Here is a 15250-nt window from a genome sequence, read left to right on the forward strand (position 1 = left end):
CGTGCAGCGTTGACGCGCTCGCGCTCGCGGCGGCATCGTCCGCGCACCTCCAGGAGTCGTCCGTATGTTCCTGCCCATCGCTCCAGCCACCGTGATGAGGGTGGAGAGCTGCATGCGGGGCCGTACCCGCGTCTCCGACGGCGGCCTCCCGTCCGACGGCGAGGCAGCGGTCCTGCGTCCGTACGGCACGGAGTTCGCGCGGTGACGGGGCCGGATGAGGAGCCCGTCGTCGGGGTGGACGACCAGCCCACCGTCTCTCTCGCGGTGACCCGTTCGCAAGCCGTGCCCGCGCCCGGGACGGACGAGGAGCCCGACGGCACTGCCGGCGGTGTCCGAAGGAGGCGGCGCCGCGTTCGGCTCGTCGCCATCGTGCTCGTGCTGGTGCTGGCCGGCGCGGCGGTCGCGGTGGCGGCGCCGTGGGGGGAGGACGGCAGCGCGAAGACGTCCCCGGCTGAGCCGTCGGCGGGCACGGTCAAGGTCGTGCGGACGGATCTGTCCGAGAGCCGGTCCCTGCCCGGCACGCTCGGCTATGCCCGGCCGCACACCGTCAAAGGGGCCGGTGAGGGTCTGGTGACGTGGCTCGCCGCCGCGGGCGCCACGGTGTCCCGGGGCAAGGAGCTCTACCGCGTCGACGACCGTCCGGTACCGGTCTTCTACGGCACTGTGCCGCTCTACCGGCGCCTCGACGGCCGCAACACGGTCGGGCGGGACGTCAGAATGATCTTCGAGAACCTGCAGGCCCTGGGATACGACGTCGGCAGCCAGCCTTCGCCGGGGCAGGTCGTCAGTGGGACGCCTGCGACGGGCGGCGGGCAGGATGCGGCGCCGGACGAGGACGCTGCCTCCACAGGGCACTCGCCCGGGCCCTCGTCCTCCCCCGCGCCAGGGAAGGCGGGGGGTGGGAGTCCGGCCGCCCAGGAGCCGGCGACCGGAGACTCCCGCTCCCCCGGCACAGCGGGAACGCAGGGCTCGGGAGCTGGCCGAGGCTCCGAACCGGTCACGCGGGTGAAGGTCAGAAGCGGCGACGGCGTTCTCACGGAAGCGCTGGTGAGGGCGATCAAACGCTGGCAGGCCCACATCGGGGCACCGTCCACCGGGGTGCTCGCGCCCGGTGACGTGGTGGTGCTCAGCGGCCCGGTCCGCGTGGACAGCGCCAGTGCCCAGGTGGGCGACGCGGCAGCCGGACCGCCGCTGAAGGTGACCTCGACCGAGAAGGCCGTGACCGTGCAGGTGCCCGTCTCCGACGCGGGCTCCGTCAAGCGCGGTGAACCGGTGACCGTACGCCTTCCTGACGGCGCCTCGGCGGAGGGCAAGGTCGCCGGCGTCGGCACCGACGCCGCCGAGCAGGAGGGCGGAGCCGGACAGGCGCCGCAGGTGATCGTGACGGTCGCGTTCACGCACCCGGAGAAGGTGAAGAGGCTCGATTCGGGGCCGGTCCAGGTGGCTTTCGTCTCCCAGACGCGCAGGAACGTGCTCGTGGTGCCGGTCACCGCACTGCTCGCCCTCCGCGAAGGCGGCTAGGGGCTGCGGGTCGCCAACGGCCGGGTGGTCGCGGTGAAGACCGGCCTGATGGCCAAGGGAATGGTCGAGATCACGGGGGACGGGATCGCTGAGGGCACCAAGGTGGTGACGTCGTCGTGACGGCCGCACCCGCTTTGGTGCTGGCGGTCCGCGACGTTGTGGTCGAGTATCCCGGCGGAGTCAGGGCCCTGGACGGGGTCTGTCTGGAGATACACGACGGCGAACTCCTGGCCATCGTCGGTCCGTCCGGCTCGGGCAAGTCCACTCTGCTGAACATCATGGGCACCCTCGACAAGCCGACGGGCGGCAGCGTCGTGATCGCCGGCGAGGACGTCACCAGCATGCCGGACCGGCAGTTGTCCGTGCTGCGCGGTCGCTGGCTCGGCTTCGTCTTCCAGCAGTTCCATCTGTCGGAGGGGCTGACCGCCACCGAGAACGTCGCCACCGGTCTGCTCTACGCCGGGGTGGCGAGAAAGCGGCGACGGCCGCTCGCGATCGCCGCGCTGGAGCGGGTCGGTCTGGCCCATCGGGCCGATCACCGGCCCCATCAGCTCTCCGGAGGTGAACGGCAGCGGGTGGCCATCGCGCGGGCCCTGGTCCACAAGCCCACGCTCGTACTCGCGGACGAGCCGACGGGCGCGCTGGACACCGCGAACGGACATGCCGTGCTGGACCTGCTCACCCAGCTCAACCAGGAGGGCACCACCATCGCGCTCATCACCCACGACCGGGACATCGCCGCGCGACTGCCGCGACGGGTGGAGATCCAGGACGGCCGCATCGTCACCGACACCGGGCTCGGCCGCGACACCGCCGACGGGCCTTTCCGTACCAGCGACGGGTCTTCCCGCACCGGGACCGCGCGATGAAGTGGCTGTCGTTGCGCCGCTTTGCGCACCCCCGGCCGACGGGCTCGCGGCGACACCGGTCCCGACGCCGCGATGCGGCGCGATCACTGCACCGGCCCGTCCGGCTGTCCCCCGTCGATCTGCTGCGCCTGGGGCTGGTCGGCATCCGCACGCGGCGGATGCGGGCGGCGCTGTCCGCGCTCGGCATCTCCATCGGCATCGCCACGATGATCGTGGTCACCGGGATTCCGGCTTCCAGCCAGAAGGCCCTGAACGCGGAACTGACCGCGCTGGGCACCGACCGGCTGCAGGCGGTCGCCGACCGGACGAGGGGCGACGAGCCGGCCTCCTTCCCTCCCGAGTCGGTCACGATGGTCGAGCGCATCGGGCCGGTGAAGGCCGTGGCCGCGGTGGCCAACACCCATGCCGAGGTACGGCGTTCCGACCGGCAGGGGCGGCTCGAGACGGCCGGGATCACCGTGCTCGCCGCCCAGTCGAATCTGCTCGAAGTGATCAACGCAGAAATCCGCTCGGGCAGTTACCTCTCCACGGCCACCGGGCGGTTTCCCACCGTCGTTCTCGGCTCGGTCGCGGCGGCCCGCCTCGGCTCCCCCGACCTGCGCCCCGGGGACCCGCCGCCGCTCGTGCTGATCAACGACCGGTGGTTCGGCGTCATCGGGATCCTCCGTTCCGTCCCACTGGCCCCGGAGATCGACCGTTCCGTCCTGGTCGGCTGGGAGGCCGCGCACGACCAGCTCGGCTTCGACCTCCGTCCGACTCAGATGTTCCTGCGGGCGGACGAGGCGGCCATCGAGGATGTGCACGCCGTACTCCCCGCCACGATCAGCCCGCAGTCTCCGAGCGAGGTACAGGTCACCCGTCCCTCCGACGCCCTGGCCGCGAAACGGTCCACCGAGGCCACGTTCTCGGGCCTGTTCCTCGGCCTGGCCGGTGTGGCGCTGCTGGTCGGCGGGATCGGCGTCGCCAACACCATGGTCATCTCCGTTCTGGAACGCCGCCGCGAGATCGGCCTGCGCCGTGCGCTGGGCGCCAACCGGCGGCAGATCCGGGGCCAGTTCCTCACCGAATCGATCGCGCTGTCGGGCCTCGGCGGCTTCACCGGAGTCGTCCTCGGCGTCCTCGGCACCGTCGGTTACGCGGTGGCCAAGGGCTGGCCTCCCGTCATCCCGCTTCCCGCGGTGACCAGTGGGCTCTGCGGCGCGGTGCTCGTCGGTGTGGTCGCCGGTGTGTATCCGGCCGTCCGTGCCTCCCGGCTGTCCCCGACTGCTGCGCTGGCGTCGGCATGAGCTGTCGCCGCCGGCCGCCGCCCCCGACCCCCGCCACGTACCGCCCGCACCCACTCCTGAGAGGTTCACACACACCATGAAAGCTGCCCGTACAACCCGTTTGTCGAGCGCGAGGCGCGGGTGCGCCACGACCGGCGCGCTCATCGCGACGCTGCTGCTCGCGGCGTGTACGCGGGAGTCCACGGCCGAGGACACGGGCGTTGCGAGCGCGCAGGACTCCCGGAAGGAGGACGCGAGCGAGGACGCGAAGGAGGCGTCGTCGTCCCCGGCGAAGGTCGAACGGCCCCTCATCAGGCCCGACACCTCCGAAGAAGAGAAGGACAGGCTCAACCAGGTGTACCAGGACTGTCTGGCGAAGCACGGGGCCAAGATGCTCAAGAACGAGGACGGCAGCTGGAAAGGGGCTTTCCGGTCGGGCGACCCGAAGTACCCGGCGGCCCAGAGAGCGTGCGCGCACAAGGAGCGCGAGACCCTGACGATGCGGTCCGCGAGGGAGGACCCGCAGTTCCGGGAGAAGGCCGATCGCTGGGTGGCGTGCCTTCGCAAGCACGACGTCGTGGCGACCGTCGGGGACGACGGTCTGCTCGCCTTCCCCGACGGGACCAACCTCGATCACAACATCGAGTGGGCCGACAAGTGCGAGGCGGAGGTGTTCCTCGCGAAGTAGCCGTCGGCCCGATCCGGAGGCGGCCATTGTCGTTCAGGCTCGGTGCGTCGGCGCTGCCCGCATCGGGCGCGGCTGAGGGATTGAGCAGCGAGTACTCAGGCACGCGCCGGCGGAGCCGTGACGTGATGGACGGAGCACTTGCCGGTCATGGATTTCCCCTCACTGAAGTCGGTTACATGAATTCACTCTTTTGCTCGCTTCGCCTGCCGAATGGAGCGGTTCTGCCCAATCGGATCGCCAAGGCAGCCATGGAAGAGAACATGGCGGTCGAGGGCCAGTTGCCCGGCCAGGAGTTGTTCCGGCTGTACCGGCGCTGGGCGGAGGGCGGTGCCGGACTGCTGATCACGGGCAACGTCATGGTGCACGCCGAGGCGTTGACGGGGCCCGCCGGCGTCGTTCTCGACGAGGCCGCGCCGCTGGACCCGTTCGCCGAGTGGGCGAAGGCCAGCAAGGCGGGAGGCGGGACGATCTGGATGCAGATCAACCACCCTGGGCGCCAGATCGGTTCCGACATGCCTGGCGTCGTGTGGGGGCCGTCCGCCATCGGCGTCGACCTGGGCAGGCACAGTGGCCGCTTCGGCCGCCCCGTCGCCATGACCGCCGAACAGATCGAGGAGACGGTCGCCCGGTTCGCCGTCACCGCCCGGCGCGCCGAGCAAGCAGGCTTCGACGGCGTAGAAGTGCACGCCGCACACGGCTATCTGCTCTCGCAGTTCCTCTCCCCTCTGGTCAACAAGCGCACCGACCGGTGGGGCGGCTCGCTGGAGAATCGGGCCCGGATGCTGCTGGACGTGGTCCGCGGCGTACGCGCTGCCACCTCGCCCTCCTTCGCGGTCGCGGTCAAGCTCAATTCCGCGGACTTCCAGCGCGGTGGCTTCGACACCGACGACGCACGCCAGGTGATCGGGATGCTCGCACCGCTCGGCGTCGACCTGGTCGAACTGTCCGGCGGCAGCTACGAGAGCCCGGCGATGTCCGGCCGTGCGGCCGACGCCTCCACCCAGGCCCGCGAGGCGTACTTCCTCGACCTGGCGAAGGACCTGGTCGCGGCGAGCCCGCTCCCGCTGATGCTGACCGGCGGCATCACCCGCCGTGTGACCGCCGAACGCGTTCTCGACAGCGGCGTGGCGGCAGTCGGGATGGGCACAGCCCTTGCCGTCACACCCGACCTGCCCGAGCGCTGGCGCACCGGCCGCGAGGCCGACATGCAGCTCAGGCCGGTGACCTGGTCGGACAAAGCGCTCGCCTCGGCCGCGAGCATGGCGCAGGTCCGGCATCAAATGCGCCGGATGGCCCGCGGCAGCCGCCCCACGCCCGGCACCCACCCGGCGGTCGCCCTGTTCGCCGAACGGCGCAAGCAGCGCCGGGCGCTGCGCCGCTACCGCACCTGGCTGAGCAAGGAGAGGCGCGCCGCATAGCGCCGGCACCTCCAGCACGACAGTGAGGCGGCGCGGCTCCGGCAGAGCCGCGCCGCCTCACTGTCGACAGGGCGTGGATGCCTTCGCCGGGGGGCCGGCTGTGAAGGAGGGCCCTCGGGCAGACCGCCCCCGGTGCGCACCCGTTCTCCCGGGCCCTTGCCCTTGGGGTGGCCTGATCCTCCTCAGCTCCAGCCGGTGGCCACCAGCGGTCCGGTCGTCTTCAGATACCGGTGACCGGTGGCCCTGTCCGTGTAGTGGGAGCCCGGGGGTGCTGCCAGGCCGGTGCCGCGATAGGCGTTCGGTGAACCGGATCCCGTGATGTCGTACGCGCCGGACTCCGATTCCCCGTGCTCCCAGGTGTTCAGCGTGTTCCGTACGTCGATCCCGGACAGGAGGACGCCGGAGGAACGCGCGTCCGGGCCCGGCGCCCCGGCCAGGGCGGACATGAGCACCAGTGTGTTCCCCGTCTGCCCGTCTCCCCAGAGCACACTGTCGCGCACCTCGACGTCCTTCACCGCTCGCAGGGCGACCGACCCGGAGTGGACCCCGAGCACTGTGCCGTTGTGGTGCGCGTACGTCCCCTGGATCGAGACGTCGGTGGTGAGATCGGCGATCCGCCCCTCGCCGTGGGTGGCGTTGGCGACGAGGATCCCGTGGTCGGTGTTGTCCCTGACGCTGCTTGCGCGGATCGTGACGTGCCTGCCGGAACTGACGTAGATCCCGTGGCCGTTGTTGCCGTAGGACCGCAGGTCGTCCACCACGACTTCCTCGGGCACCACATCGGCATGGTCGGTGGCGTACGCCTCGGAGTTGACGATCAGACCGGCGCTCTCCTGCGACCGCGTACCGTTGCCGCTGACAGTGCAGTCGGTGATGACACTGTCGCGCGCCGGGTGCCAGCCGAGCACACCGCCGCCGACCGCTCCGACCAGAATGCCGGCCACGCGATTGCCCGAGGAGACCGCGCCGCGCACGGTGACACGGCTCGATCCGCCGAGCGCGATGCCCGCCCCCCAGTACCCGCCCGCGCCGTTGCGCGCTCCGCTGCCGACGGTCTCCACCTCGTCGATGAGCACGTCGTGCGCGCCCATGGTCATGAGGATGCCGACCTTGGGCATGCCGTCGACGCGGACCTCGGAGATCCAGCCGCTGGATCCCTGGGAGAAGGCTATGCCGTCGGTGCTCCGCCCTTTCAGGTCGATGTCGGACGGGCCCGTCCACACCACCTGGGAGCGCTCGACCGCGCAGTCGCGGCAGTTGTTGTACTGGACGACGCCCTGGCTGATCGGGCCGTCGACGCCCTTCCTCACCTCGATCCTCAAATCCTGCACCGACACGTCGCGTACGGCGTCCAGCCCGGTGCCGGAGGCGGCGGGCTTGTTCACGATGAACGCCGCGTAGTGGTTGATGTCCGGATCCCCCTCGACGGGGTCGACGACGACGCTCGCGCCGGGGTCACCCTTGATGCAGATGCCGTCGGTGTTCACCGCCACGTGCCGTCGCAAGAGGTGGGATCCCGCGGGCACGCTGAGGACTCCCCCGCCGGGCAGGGCGGCGAGGGCCCGGGCGAAGGCCGTGGAGTAGTCGCCGGATCCGTCGTGGAAGTCGCTCACGTCGACGTGTCCGGGGCCGCAGGACGGTGCGGCGAGGGCCTCCGCTGCGGCGCGTGCGGGTGGCTGCGCGCCCAGCAGCAGGGCGAGCGTCAGCAGTGCGGTGCCGGCCCGCTTCCGCCGGGCCACAGGATCAGCCGCGGTCATGGCGGTCGCCTGCGGGGCGCGCTTTCATGGGCTCGTCGGCGAAGCCGGTGCGGCCCGGTGGCAGGGCTTCCTGCCGTACGGGCTGCTCCTGATCATCGGTCGGATCCTGGTCGTCGGTTCTCATGGCCCTGGCCTCGCTCTTGAGGATGCGGGCCGACCTGCCGACGGAGCGCGCGACCTCGGGGAGCCTTTTCGCGCCGAACAGCAGGAAGACCACGAGAGCGAGGAGGAGCAGCTCGGCGGGGCCGATACGGGACAGCATGGTGGGGGAACCTCCTTGTCGGTGACATGGCCGGGGCGGCCCCGAGCCGCCTGGCGGGCGGCTCGGGGACCGTCGGAACCTGCGGTCAGACCGGCAGCGTGGCCAGGTAGACCGTGCGCCTGCGGCCGGTCGGGGAGGACAGGCCCGTCGGATGGGACTCCAGTTCACGCAGCGTCAGACGCAGCGAGCCGGCGGGCGCGTCGGCGGGCAGAGTGACCGTGCCGGTCCACGTCACGAGGTTTCCCTGGGTGACCGAGGACGTCAGTATCCGCGGGGGGTCGGAGAGGGGCTGCCACTTCAGGTCGGGATCGGCCACCCCCGGTGTCGCCCGTTCCACCTGGACCTGGAGGACGGAGGGACCGGGGCTCGTGGCCGTGGCGGTGTACGACCGTCCTGTCACGGTCACCGTCCGGGAGGAGCCGGTGCCGGTGACGGTGGCGGTGCGGTCCGGGGTGATCTGCACAAAGCCCGCCGTGACCACCGGGGACAGATGGCATCCGCTGATCGAGGCGGACTGGAACCTGGCGAAGGCCAGCCGGATGAAGGGGAAGTAGGAGGTGTGCCGCTCGCCTCGCGGGAGGGTCACCTCGATGTCGGCGTACCACAGGCCGCGCTCGGAGTCGTAGGCGACGTCGTATCCGACGACGTTCACCTGGGCACCGCCCGCCTCTGCCAGCGGCAGGTCGAAGCCCGTACTGGCCGTGCCGCGGAACGAGGTGTTGGTGGGGGTCGCCGGCAGGTCCGCGGTGGCGAACGCGGGGTCGCGGCCCCACATGGTCACGTAGGGTTCCAGCCGGGGCGACGGGTCGGCCGTGTCGCCCTTCCAGAGCACGATGCCCAGCCGCTCGTCGGGGCCGGAGGACCACCACGGCCGCTCGAGGTAGACCCGCAGGCCTCCCTTGCGGACGCTCTGCTGCGCGGTCTCGGTCCACGAGAAGGTCGGCACGATCGAGTGGATCCGGGGTGCGGCCGGCCGGGCGGTGCTGTGCACGATCCGGGCGCTGACGGCGGCCGAGGTCCTGGTGGTCGTGGGTGGCACGTAGCTCATGACCAGCGTGCCGTTCTCCGGCATATGGCCGCCGGCGGTGCGGCGGACGGTTCTGCTGCCGGCGTCCAGGAGGTAGTCGCCGTCCGCGGTCCGCGGGTCGGTGGCGCTCGCCGGGGCCGGTTCGAGGAGGTTCCCTGTGGCCTTGTCGCGGATCTTGATTCCGGCGGGTTCGGCGTCGGCGGTGTAGGACGCCTGGCCGTCGGTCACGGTGAGCTCGGTCTCGTTCCTGAAGTACTCGGTGAAGGAACTGGTGGCGACGGCCCGGTAGACGACGCGCCGGTGGCGGGTGTCACCGAACTCGTGGTGGACGTCGAGCGGCAGGTCGTCGGGGCCCGGCGAGGCGCCGGGCGCCCGCTCCACCCGGAGCGTGGCCACCGGGGCGCGGAAGGTCCGGGCGGGCTCCGGCTCGGGGCCTCCCGGTCCTTCGTCGACGGGCATGATCCACTCCCCCACCAGGTCGACCGTGCCGGTGCTCTTGCGGCTGATGTCCACCGTGCCCCGCACGCGTGCCCACGTCGAGGAGGGGCCGCCGGCCCGGTCGACGGTCAGGGTGGTGAGGGAGGGTGTCTTGAGCGGGGTGCGTACGGCGTGGACGAGAGTGATCTCCCGGTAGGGCGTGAACATCGTGTGGCGGCCCCCGGCTATCAGGTTCCGCAGGGCGGTGAGGTCCGTTCCGGGCCCGGACTGCGCCACCCAGTCACGGATCCACGTCCACACGCCCATGAGGTCGACGTCGGCGTCCTTGAAGCGGCTGCTCAGCCGGAGCGTGTAGAGGTCGCCCGGCGCGAGGCGGATCTCGAGGAGGCGGTTGGTGTCGTCCCGCGTCCAGCCGGCGGTGCTGCCGCGGGTGAGCCTGATCCGCCACGCCCGATGGGTGGGCCACTCACCGGAGGGCGCTTCGACCTGCAGGGTGGTGGTGGCGGCGGTGGTGTCGGGCAGGCCGCGCACCAGGATCTGGCGGGCGAGGGGGTCGGGCAGGTACGGCACGGGCAGCGAGTCGGTGTCGTAGTAGAACGACTCCTCGTACGGGGCGGGTTCGGGATGCGCCGCCTCGAGTGACTCCAGGGTCGCCGCGTCCCGAGTCCTGATCATGTCGTACAGGTCGCGCATCGGGTGGCCTTCGCTGCCGGCGTCGAAGCAGCCGTGCTGCTCCGCCATCAGCTGGGAGGTGCGCGGGGGCACCAGGTGGCGGACGGACTCCTGTGCCGTGGTGTCCGAGCCGGTGGCGCTGCGGATGACGAGTCGTTCGGTGCCCTCGGCCTGGGTGCGGGGCTTGCGCAGCAGTACCTCGGGCGGATTGACGGGTTCGAAGCGCTGGTGCACGACGGCCGCGGAGCGCAATTCGTCGGTGTCCTCCAGCTCACCGGCCGCCGCGGGGCGACTGTTTCCCGCCAGGTCCACCACGCGGGCGCGCAGCCGGTAGGAGTGGCCGAACCTGAGCCGGGGCAGGCTGCCCGGCGGTACGCCGAAGTCCCCGACGAAGGGGAAGTCCTCGCGGACGACCGGCTGCTGGCGGTGGGGGCTGCCGTCGGGCCCGACCGCCGCTCCCGGACGCAGGACGCCCAGGCTCCATCCGGTCCACTGGACCAGTTGCTCCTGGAGGTATAGATCGGTGTCCCCCCTGACTCCCGAACTGGTGGGCGCGGTCGTGACCACGGCCTCCTCGCTGATTTCGACGGCGACGTCCGGGTCGTCGGCGAGGAAGCGGTAGTGGCCGGTGCGCGCCATCAGCGTGCGCCAGGCGGTGTCGGCGGCGTCCCGCACGTCCCATCGGTATCCCTGGACGAGGTCGTCCAGGTACAGGCGCACGGTCCCGCCCTTTTTCTCGCCGGTCTCGGTGAAGGCGGCGCCGTTCAGCTCCTCGCCTCGGGCGAGTCCGCGGGCCAGGCCGGACGCCCGGCCCGTGCGGGCGACCGCGATTCCGGCGGTGCGCAGGGCCGGCAGCGGATGCCCGTCGGGGACGTTGCGGGCCCGCGCGACATTGCCGGCGAACTGCCCGGCCAGGAGCGCGGCTCCGTCGACGTCGACCGGGACGGTGAGGAAGGAGTGGGAGTCGCCCAGGCGGAGCAGACCGTGGTCCCAGTCCGCGGTGTTGGTGTCGCGCGGCCGGGCCTCGAAGCGGTTGCCGCCGATCAGGCACGCCGTGTGGGGGCTGACGTCGACGTCGGCGGGGGTGCCCAGGGACGGGTTCCAGGTCGGGGTCACGGTGACCCAGCCGTTCCTGACCGGTCCCTGCAGCAGGGCCAGGACCCGGGAGTCGGTGATGCGCAGGTCCACCACCAGGCCCAGCATGCGTTGCAGCGCCGGGTACTGCCGTGTGGCGGCGACCGTCTGATGGAAGTCGAACTCGGGTTCCGGCAGCGGCGGCAGGGCACCGCTGCCCTTCGGGCGGCGCCGGTGGAACCGTGTGAGCTGGAGGAAGCTGCGGGCGATGCCGTCCGGGCCGGTGTCGCCCGCGTCGTAGGGGATGGCCCAGGTGGCGGGGGTGGAGTTCGCGCTGGTGTCGAAGCGGTCCTCCAGCTTTCCGGCGAGGAGCGCGCGGCGTTTGACGCCGCTGTCGTTCTCCTCGAAGCCGAGGGGGCCGAAGGCGCCGCTGTCGACGAGGGCGGCACGGCGGGGGTGTTCGTCGGGTGAGACGGCGCCGAATCTCCCCCACCGTCCGGCGATGAAGCCGAGCAGGTGCGCGGTGGGGTACGAGCGGATCCGTCTGCGGACCGCCCCCGCGGAGGTGTGCCCGCGCACGGTGGTTTTGGGGGTGAACAGGGAGCGCCATCTCGCCGACTCGGGGGTGGAGACCCGCACCGCTTCGACGGGCGCCCCGGTGATGCCCAGATCGGGGAAGCCGACGGTGAAGGACATCCCGGTAACGATCCTCGGCCAGTCGGACCAGTCGGGGAACGCCGACAGTGCCTGTGTGGCCCCGTCCGTCCGGAGCCGGGGCGCGATCAGCACCGAGAGACGGACCGCCCCCGCGGAGGCGCCCGCGGGAAGTGCGGTCCAGGTGATGGTCTGGAAGGGCATGTCAGGCTCCCACGGGGGCGAAGGCGGCGCAGTACTGGTTGAGCCATTCCTGCTGGGTGAGGGTGTCGCCGAAGGACACGCCGGCGGCTTGGGCGCCGGCGGCCAGTTCGGCGGGTGCGCTGCGGGCAGTGGCGGAACTCCGGTTGGCCCGGGCCGAGGCGCCGTCGCCGCTCCCCGATCCCTTGATCAGCTCGCGTCGCACGGTGTAGCTGTTGGAGAAGCTGAAGAAGAACAGGTCGACCGAGACGGACACGGTCGCCTCGCCGACCAGCCGCTCCGGGGTGTCGTAGTAGCTCAGGGCGAGGTAGGCGACGAGTGAGAGCGTGACCAGTCCGAGGACGCTGACCGCGCCGGAGAACTGCAGGTAGGCGGTGAGTTCGCAGGCCTGGTCGCCGTTCTCGCCGGTCTCGACGGCGAAGTAGATGCCGGCCTTGGCCTCGACCGCACCGCTGACGACGCTGCCGATGGCGAAGGCGTAGGAGGCCTTCACCTCGAAGGAGAACTCCAGCATCTCCACGCCGCCGAGCCCGAGCTCCACGGCGGCGAATCCGCCGCCTCCGAGGAAGGAGAGGACGACGGAGAACGGCTTCTCGCGGGAGCTGAAGGCGAAACGCACCCGGATCGGCTTGCCGTCGAAGGGGATCATGATGCCCGCGGAGACCGCCAGCCCGGTCAGCGCGAAGGCCCCCAGCCGGATCTCCGGTACGGCGAAGCTCCTGTTGAGAGCGACGCCCTGGGGCGACACATCGACATATCGGTCGCCCTGGCCCGCGGTCGGCTGCTCGTCCGCGGCCGCGAGGGCGTTGGCGGGCGCCAGGGCGGCCCGCCGGAGGGACGCTGTCCGGGCCGAGCCGCCGCCGGTGGTGGCAGGTCCGGCCGGGGGCTCCCAGCCGAGGAAGGTGCAGTAGCGGGAAAGCTCCTCGACGAACTTCAGGGCCCCGTGGAAGGAGACCGTACGGACGTCGCAGTCGACCTCCGTCTTGGCGTCCTTGCGCTCCACGAACCGGAAGCGGGCGACGTCGAGACTGACGAAGCGGGTGGCGGCCTGGGTGCCCCACAGGTTGATGGTGAAGTTCTTCAACTCCCCCTTGACGACCCGGTCGACCACCTCGCTCGGCGCGTCCACTCGCGACGTCACCCGGGTGTCGACGGTCAGGCACTTCTTCGGGTCCGCGGGGACGAAGAGGTTCACGCCGGACGGCCAGGCGCGCAGTTCGGGGTTCGCCTTCGACCGCAGTTCGGTCATGACCGGCCGCCCGTCGGCGTCCGTCTCCTGCCGCGCGGTCAGCTCGAGGGCCTGTTCGGGGTTGGGCCCCTCGCTCTGCGGCTTCAGCAGGTCCTTCAGTTCCAGGCCGCCGGCCACCTTGGCTTCGGAGCGCGGATACATCTTCTGGGGGTCGAAGAGGTTGCGGGCGGCATCGTGGGCGTCGCCCGCCACCGGGCCGCGCAGTCGGGAGATGCCGGCGATCGCGAAGACCGGGGTGACCACGCCGCCCGACCGGTCGGCGGGGAAACGGACCTCCACCTGGTCGGACTCCGTGGCGGCCAGGAACACCTCTCCGGGGTTCTGGGAGCCGAACCCGCCCGCCACATAGCTGCTGCCCTCGGCGTCGTGGTAGGAGAAGGTGCCCGCGGACAGCTCGTCTCCGAGGAGTTCCTGCACCACGGGCAGGCCGGCCGTCAGCCGGTCCAGCGCCGGGTAGAACGGCGCCCGTCCCTCGTTGACCATGGCCGCCGTGTCCGCTCCGGACCGCGGTGGCTCCCCCATGAACGCCATCGACTTGACCGGCAGTTCGGTGTCACCCGGGTGCGCGCCGGGCTGTGCGAGGGCGACGGGGCGTCCGCCGAACCCGGCCGTACGCAGCCGGCTGTCGTCCTTGTACGTCTCGTGCAGGCGCCGGAGGTGGCCGGCGTCGCGGGCTCCTTCGTCCGACACGAAGACCAGCGGTGAGGTGTAGTCGGCCTCCTTGCCGGCCCAGTCGGTGCCGCGCAGGTGGAAGCCGTACGCGCTGTCGCCGACCCGCGGCACATAGGACTTGGCGGCCGTCCCGCCTTCCACGTACTCGGTCGCCGGTTCCAGGGGCGGGGTCTGCGCGGTCAGCAACCGCACCCGCCGGAAGGGGAATCCGCGGCCGGCGTTGGGCAGATCGGAGTCGTCCTGGTACGACTTCACCGGCTGACGGACGACGAGGATCAGACGCGTGCGCAGAACGGCGGCGCGCGCCTCGCTCGAGGCGCTCGGGCGCTGCGACTTGCGCTGCGTCAGACTCAGTACGGCGGCCCGGTGTCCGAACGGATACAGGAAACCGGTGCTCACCACACGCACATAGTGGTCCCGCCCGAGGACACCCTTGTGTGTCCACTCCCGCACCCTGCTGGAGTAGTCCGCGGTCGCAACCGGGTCCCATTCGGCGTGCAGGTCGTAACCGGCCCCCAAGGCGCTGAGGGAGAGCCGCTCCACCTCGATGGGCGCGGGCAGGCCGCCGCCGACCGTACGGAGGGAGTAGTCACCGGAGAGCCGCACGATGTCGTAGCGTTCGCGGGGCTGGAGAGCGGTGCGCAGCCCGTCCGTCGTGTCGCCGGAGGGTACGGAGGCCGGCGTGGTGAGCCAGTCCGCGAAGCCCGGGTCGCTCGCCCAGACCGCCCGGACGAACGGTTCGGCCTCCGGCGCCTCGACCACCCGCCCACTGCCGTCCTTCTGCCGCTTCCTGACTCCGAGCCGGGTCTCCCAGACCTCGGTCCACGAGCCGTGGGTGACGGGCCGCGCGCTGTGCGCCCAGCCGCCGCTCTCGGCCGGCGACAGCTGAAGCCGCCAGGGCAGTTCCAAGGACGTCTCGGTGGCGTCGGGCCGGCGTGGCAGGCCGCGGAAGGTGTCGGGCACCGTCCGCGGCTGGGCGTTGGGCACCAGTCGCGGAGAGAAGCGGGCCCAGTCCAGCACTTCGTCGACCGTGAAATCCAGCGGGAGCAGATCCGTGACGTCGAACGCCAGCCGGCTGGTGTCGGAGATTCGCGTGGGCACGGGGTTCACGGTGGGCGGCTCGTTGCCGCCGCCGGTCGCCTCAAGGAAGGTCCTCTCGGTGACGGCCTGGGGCCCGAAGTGGACGACGACATAGGCGGAGAGGGCCTGGTCGACCCGGACCAGACGGGCGCGGTCCTCACTTGTGTCGAGCGAGCAGTTCCACAGCGCGAGCGTCAGGTCGACCATGTCGGCCTGACGCACCAGCGAGACCACTCGCACGGGCCCGTCGGCGGCGGTGGGTTCACCGAGGGCGTTCTCGCGTGAGCCCCCGCCGCCCGGAACCGCTTGGGAGACCGCCGCAAGAAGACCGGCCGCTCCCGCGGCGGTCAGCACGCCCCGCCGGGTGACTCCGCTCCCCCGGCCTGCCGGCCCTGCCCCGGTC

Annotated in this window: 10 protein-coding genes; 6 read left to right on the forward strand and 4 right to left on the reverse strand. The window is 71.6% G+C overall.

From position 1 onward, the window contains the following. Nucleotides 1–64: 64 nt before the first annotated feature. The 6 genes from ACI2LW_RS28125 to ACI2LW_RS28150 all read left to right on the forward strand — a co-directional run bounded on the left by ACI2LW_RS28125 (nt 65) and on the right by ACI2LW_RS28150 (nt 5761). On the forward strand, nt 65–205 hold the full coding sequence (locus tag ACI2LW_RS28125) for a hypothetical protein (protein ID WP_404734036.1): 141 nt from the start codon (nt 65–67) through the stop codon (nt 203–205). Then, nucleotides 202–1521: a hypothetical protein gene (locus ACI2LW_RS28130; RefSeq protein WP_404734037.1), complete on the forward strand. Its 1320-nt coding sequence runs from the start codon at nt 202–204 to the stop codon at nt 1519–1521. The genes ACI2LW_RS28125 and ACI2LW_RS28130 overlap by 4 nt, the downstream gene beginning before the upstream one ends. A 116-nt stretch (nt 1522–1637) precedes the next feature. Beyond that, nucleotides 1638–2390, forward strand: coding sequence for an ABC transporter ATP-binding protein (locus ACI2LW_RS28135; protein WP_404734038.1), 753 nt, complete (start codon nt 1638–1640; stop codon nt 2388–2390). Next, nucleotides 2387–3676 carry an ABC transporter permease gene (locus ACI2LW_RS28140; protein WP_404734039.1) on the forward strand — a complete coding sequence of 430 codons (1290 nt, stop codon included), beginning with the start codon at nt 2387–2389 and terminating at the stop codon, nt 3674–3676. Before ACI2LW_RS28135 ends, ACI2LW_RS28140 begins: the two co-directional genes overlap by 4 nt. Nucleotides 3677–3776: 100 nt before the next feature. After that, nucleotides 3777–4343: a hypothetical protein gene (locus ACI2LW_RS28145; protein ID WP_404734040.1), complete on the forward strand. Its 567-nt coding sequence runs from the start codon at nt 3777–3779 to the stop codon at nt 4341–4343. Nucleotides 4344–4519: 176 nt separating this feature from the next. Next, nucleotides 4520–5761, forward strand: a complete 1242-nt coding sequence (locus ACI2LW_RS28150) for an NADH:flavin oxidoreductase/NADH oxidase family protein (protein ID WP_404734041.1) — start codon at nt 4520–4522, stop codon at nt 5759–5761. A gap of 182 nt (nt 5762–5943) precedes the next feature. Here ACI2LW_RS28150 and ACI2LW_RS28155 read toward each other — a convergent pair whose 3' ends face one another. From ACI2LW_RS28155 to ACI2LW_RS28170, 4 genes are all read right to left on the reverse strand, one after another. Further along, nucleotides 5944–7518 (reverse strand): right-handed parallel beta-helix repeat-containing protein, encoded by a 1575-nt coding sequence (locus ACI2LW_RS28155; protein ID WP_404734042.1) that lies wholly within the window; start codon nt 7516–7518, stop codon nt 5944–5946. After that, nucleotides 7505–7780 carry a Sec-independent protein translocase subunit TatA gene (tatA, locus tag ACI2LW_RS28160; RefSeq protein ID WP_404734043.1) on the reverse strand — a complete coding sequence of 92 codons (276 nt, stop codon included), beginning with the start codon at nt 7778–7780 and terminating at the stop codon, nt 7505–7507. Before tatA ends, ACI2LW_RS28155 begins: the two co-directional genes overlap by 14 nt. A gap of 85 nt (nt 7781–7865) precedes the next feature. Then, nucleotides 7866–11849, reverse strand: a complete 3984-nt coding sequence (locus tag ACI2LW_RS28165; protein ID WP_404734044.1) for a hypothetical protein — start codon at nt 11847–11849, stop codon at nt 7866–7868. A gap of 1 nt (nt 11850) precedes the next feature. Further along, nucleotides 11851–15069: a hypothetical protein gene (locus ACI2LW_RS28170; RefSeq protein ID WP_404734045.1), complete on the reverse strand. Its 3219-nt coding sequence runs from the start codon at nt 15067–15069 to the stop codon at nt 11851–11853. Between the last annotated feature and the right edge of the window lie 181 nt (nt 15070–15250).

This window comes from Streptomyces sp. NPDC004065 (genome assembly GCF_044903565.1).
Classification (GTDB): Bacteria; Actinomycetota; Actinomycetes; order Streptomycetales; family Streptomycetaceae; genus Streptomyces.

What these genes read in the sequence shown, in the direction of transcription:
- ACI2LW_RS28165 (WP_404734044.1), bottom strand. Translation starts at nt 11,849, where the DNA reads ATGCCCTTCCAGACCATCACCTGGACCGCACTTCCCGCGGGCGCCTCC.
- ACI2LW_RS28150 (WP_404734041.1), top strand. Translation starts at nt 4,520, where the DNA reads ATGAATTCACTCTTTTGCTCGCTTCGCCTGCCGAATGGAGCGGTTCTG.
- ACI2LW_RS28155 (WP_404734042.1), bottom strand. Translation starts at nt 7,518, where the DNA reads ATGACCGCGGCTGATCCTGTGGCCCGGCGGAAGCGGGCCGGCACCGCA.
- tatA (WP_404734043.1), bottom strand. Translation starts at nt 7,780, where the DNA reads ATGCTGTCCCGTATCGGCCCCGCCGAGCTGCTCCTCCTCGCTCTCGTG.
- ACI2LW_RS28140 (WP_404734039.1), top strand. Translation starts at nt 2,387, where the DNA reads ATGAAGTGGCTGTCGTTGCGCCGCTTTGCGCACCCCCGGCCGACGGGC.
- ACI2LW_RS28125 (WP_404734036.1), top strand. Translation starts at nt 65, where the DNA reads ATGTTCCTGCCCATCGCTCCAGCCACCGTGATGAGGGTGGAGAGCTGC.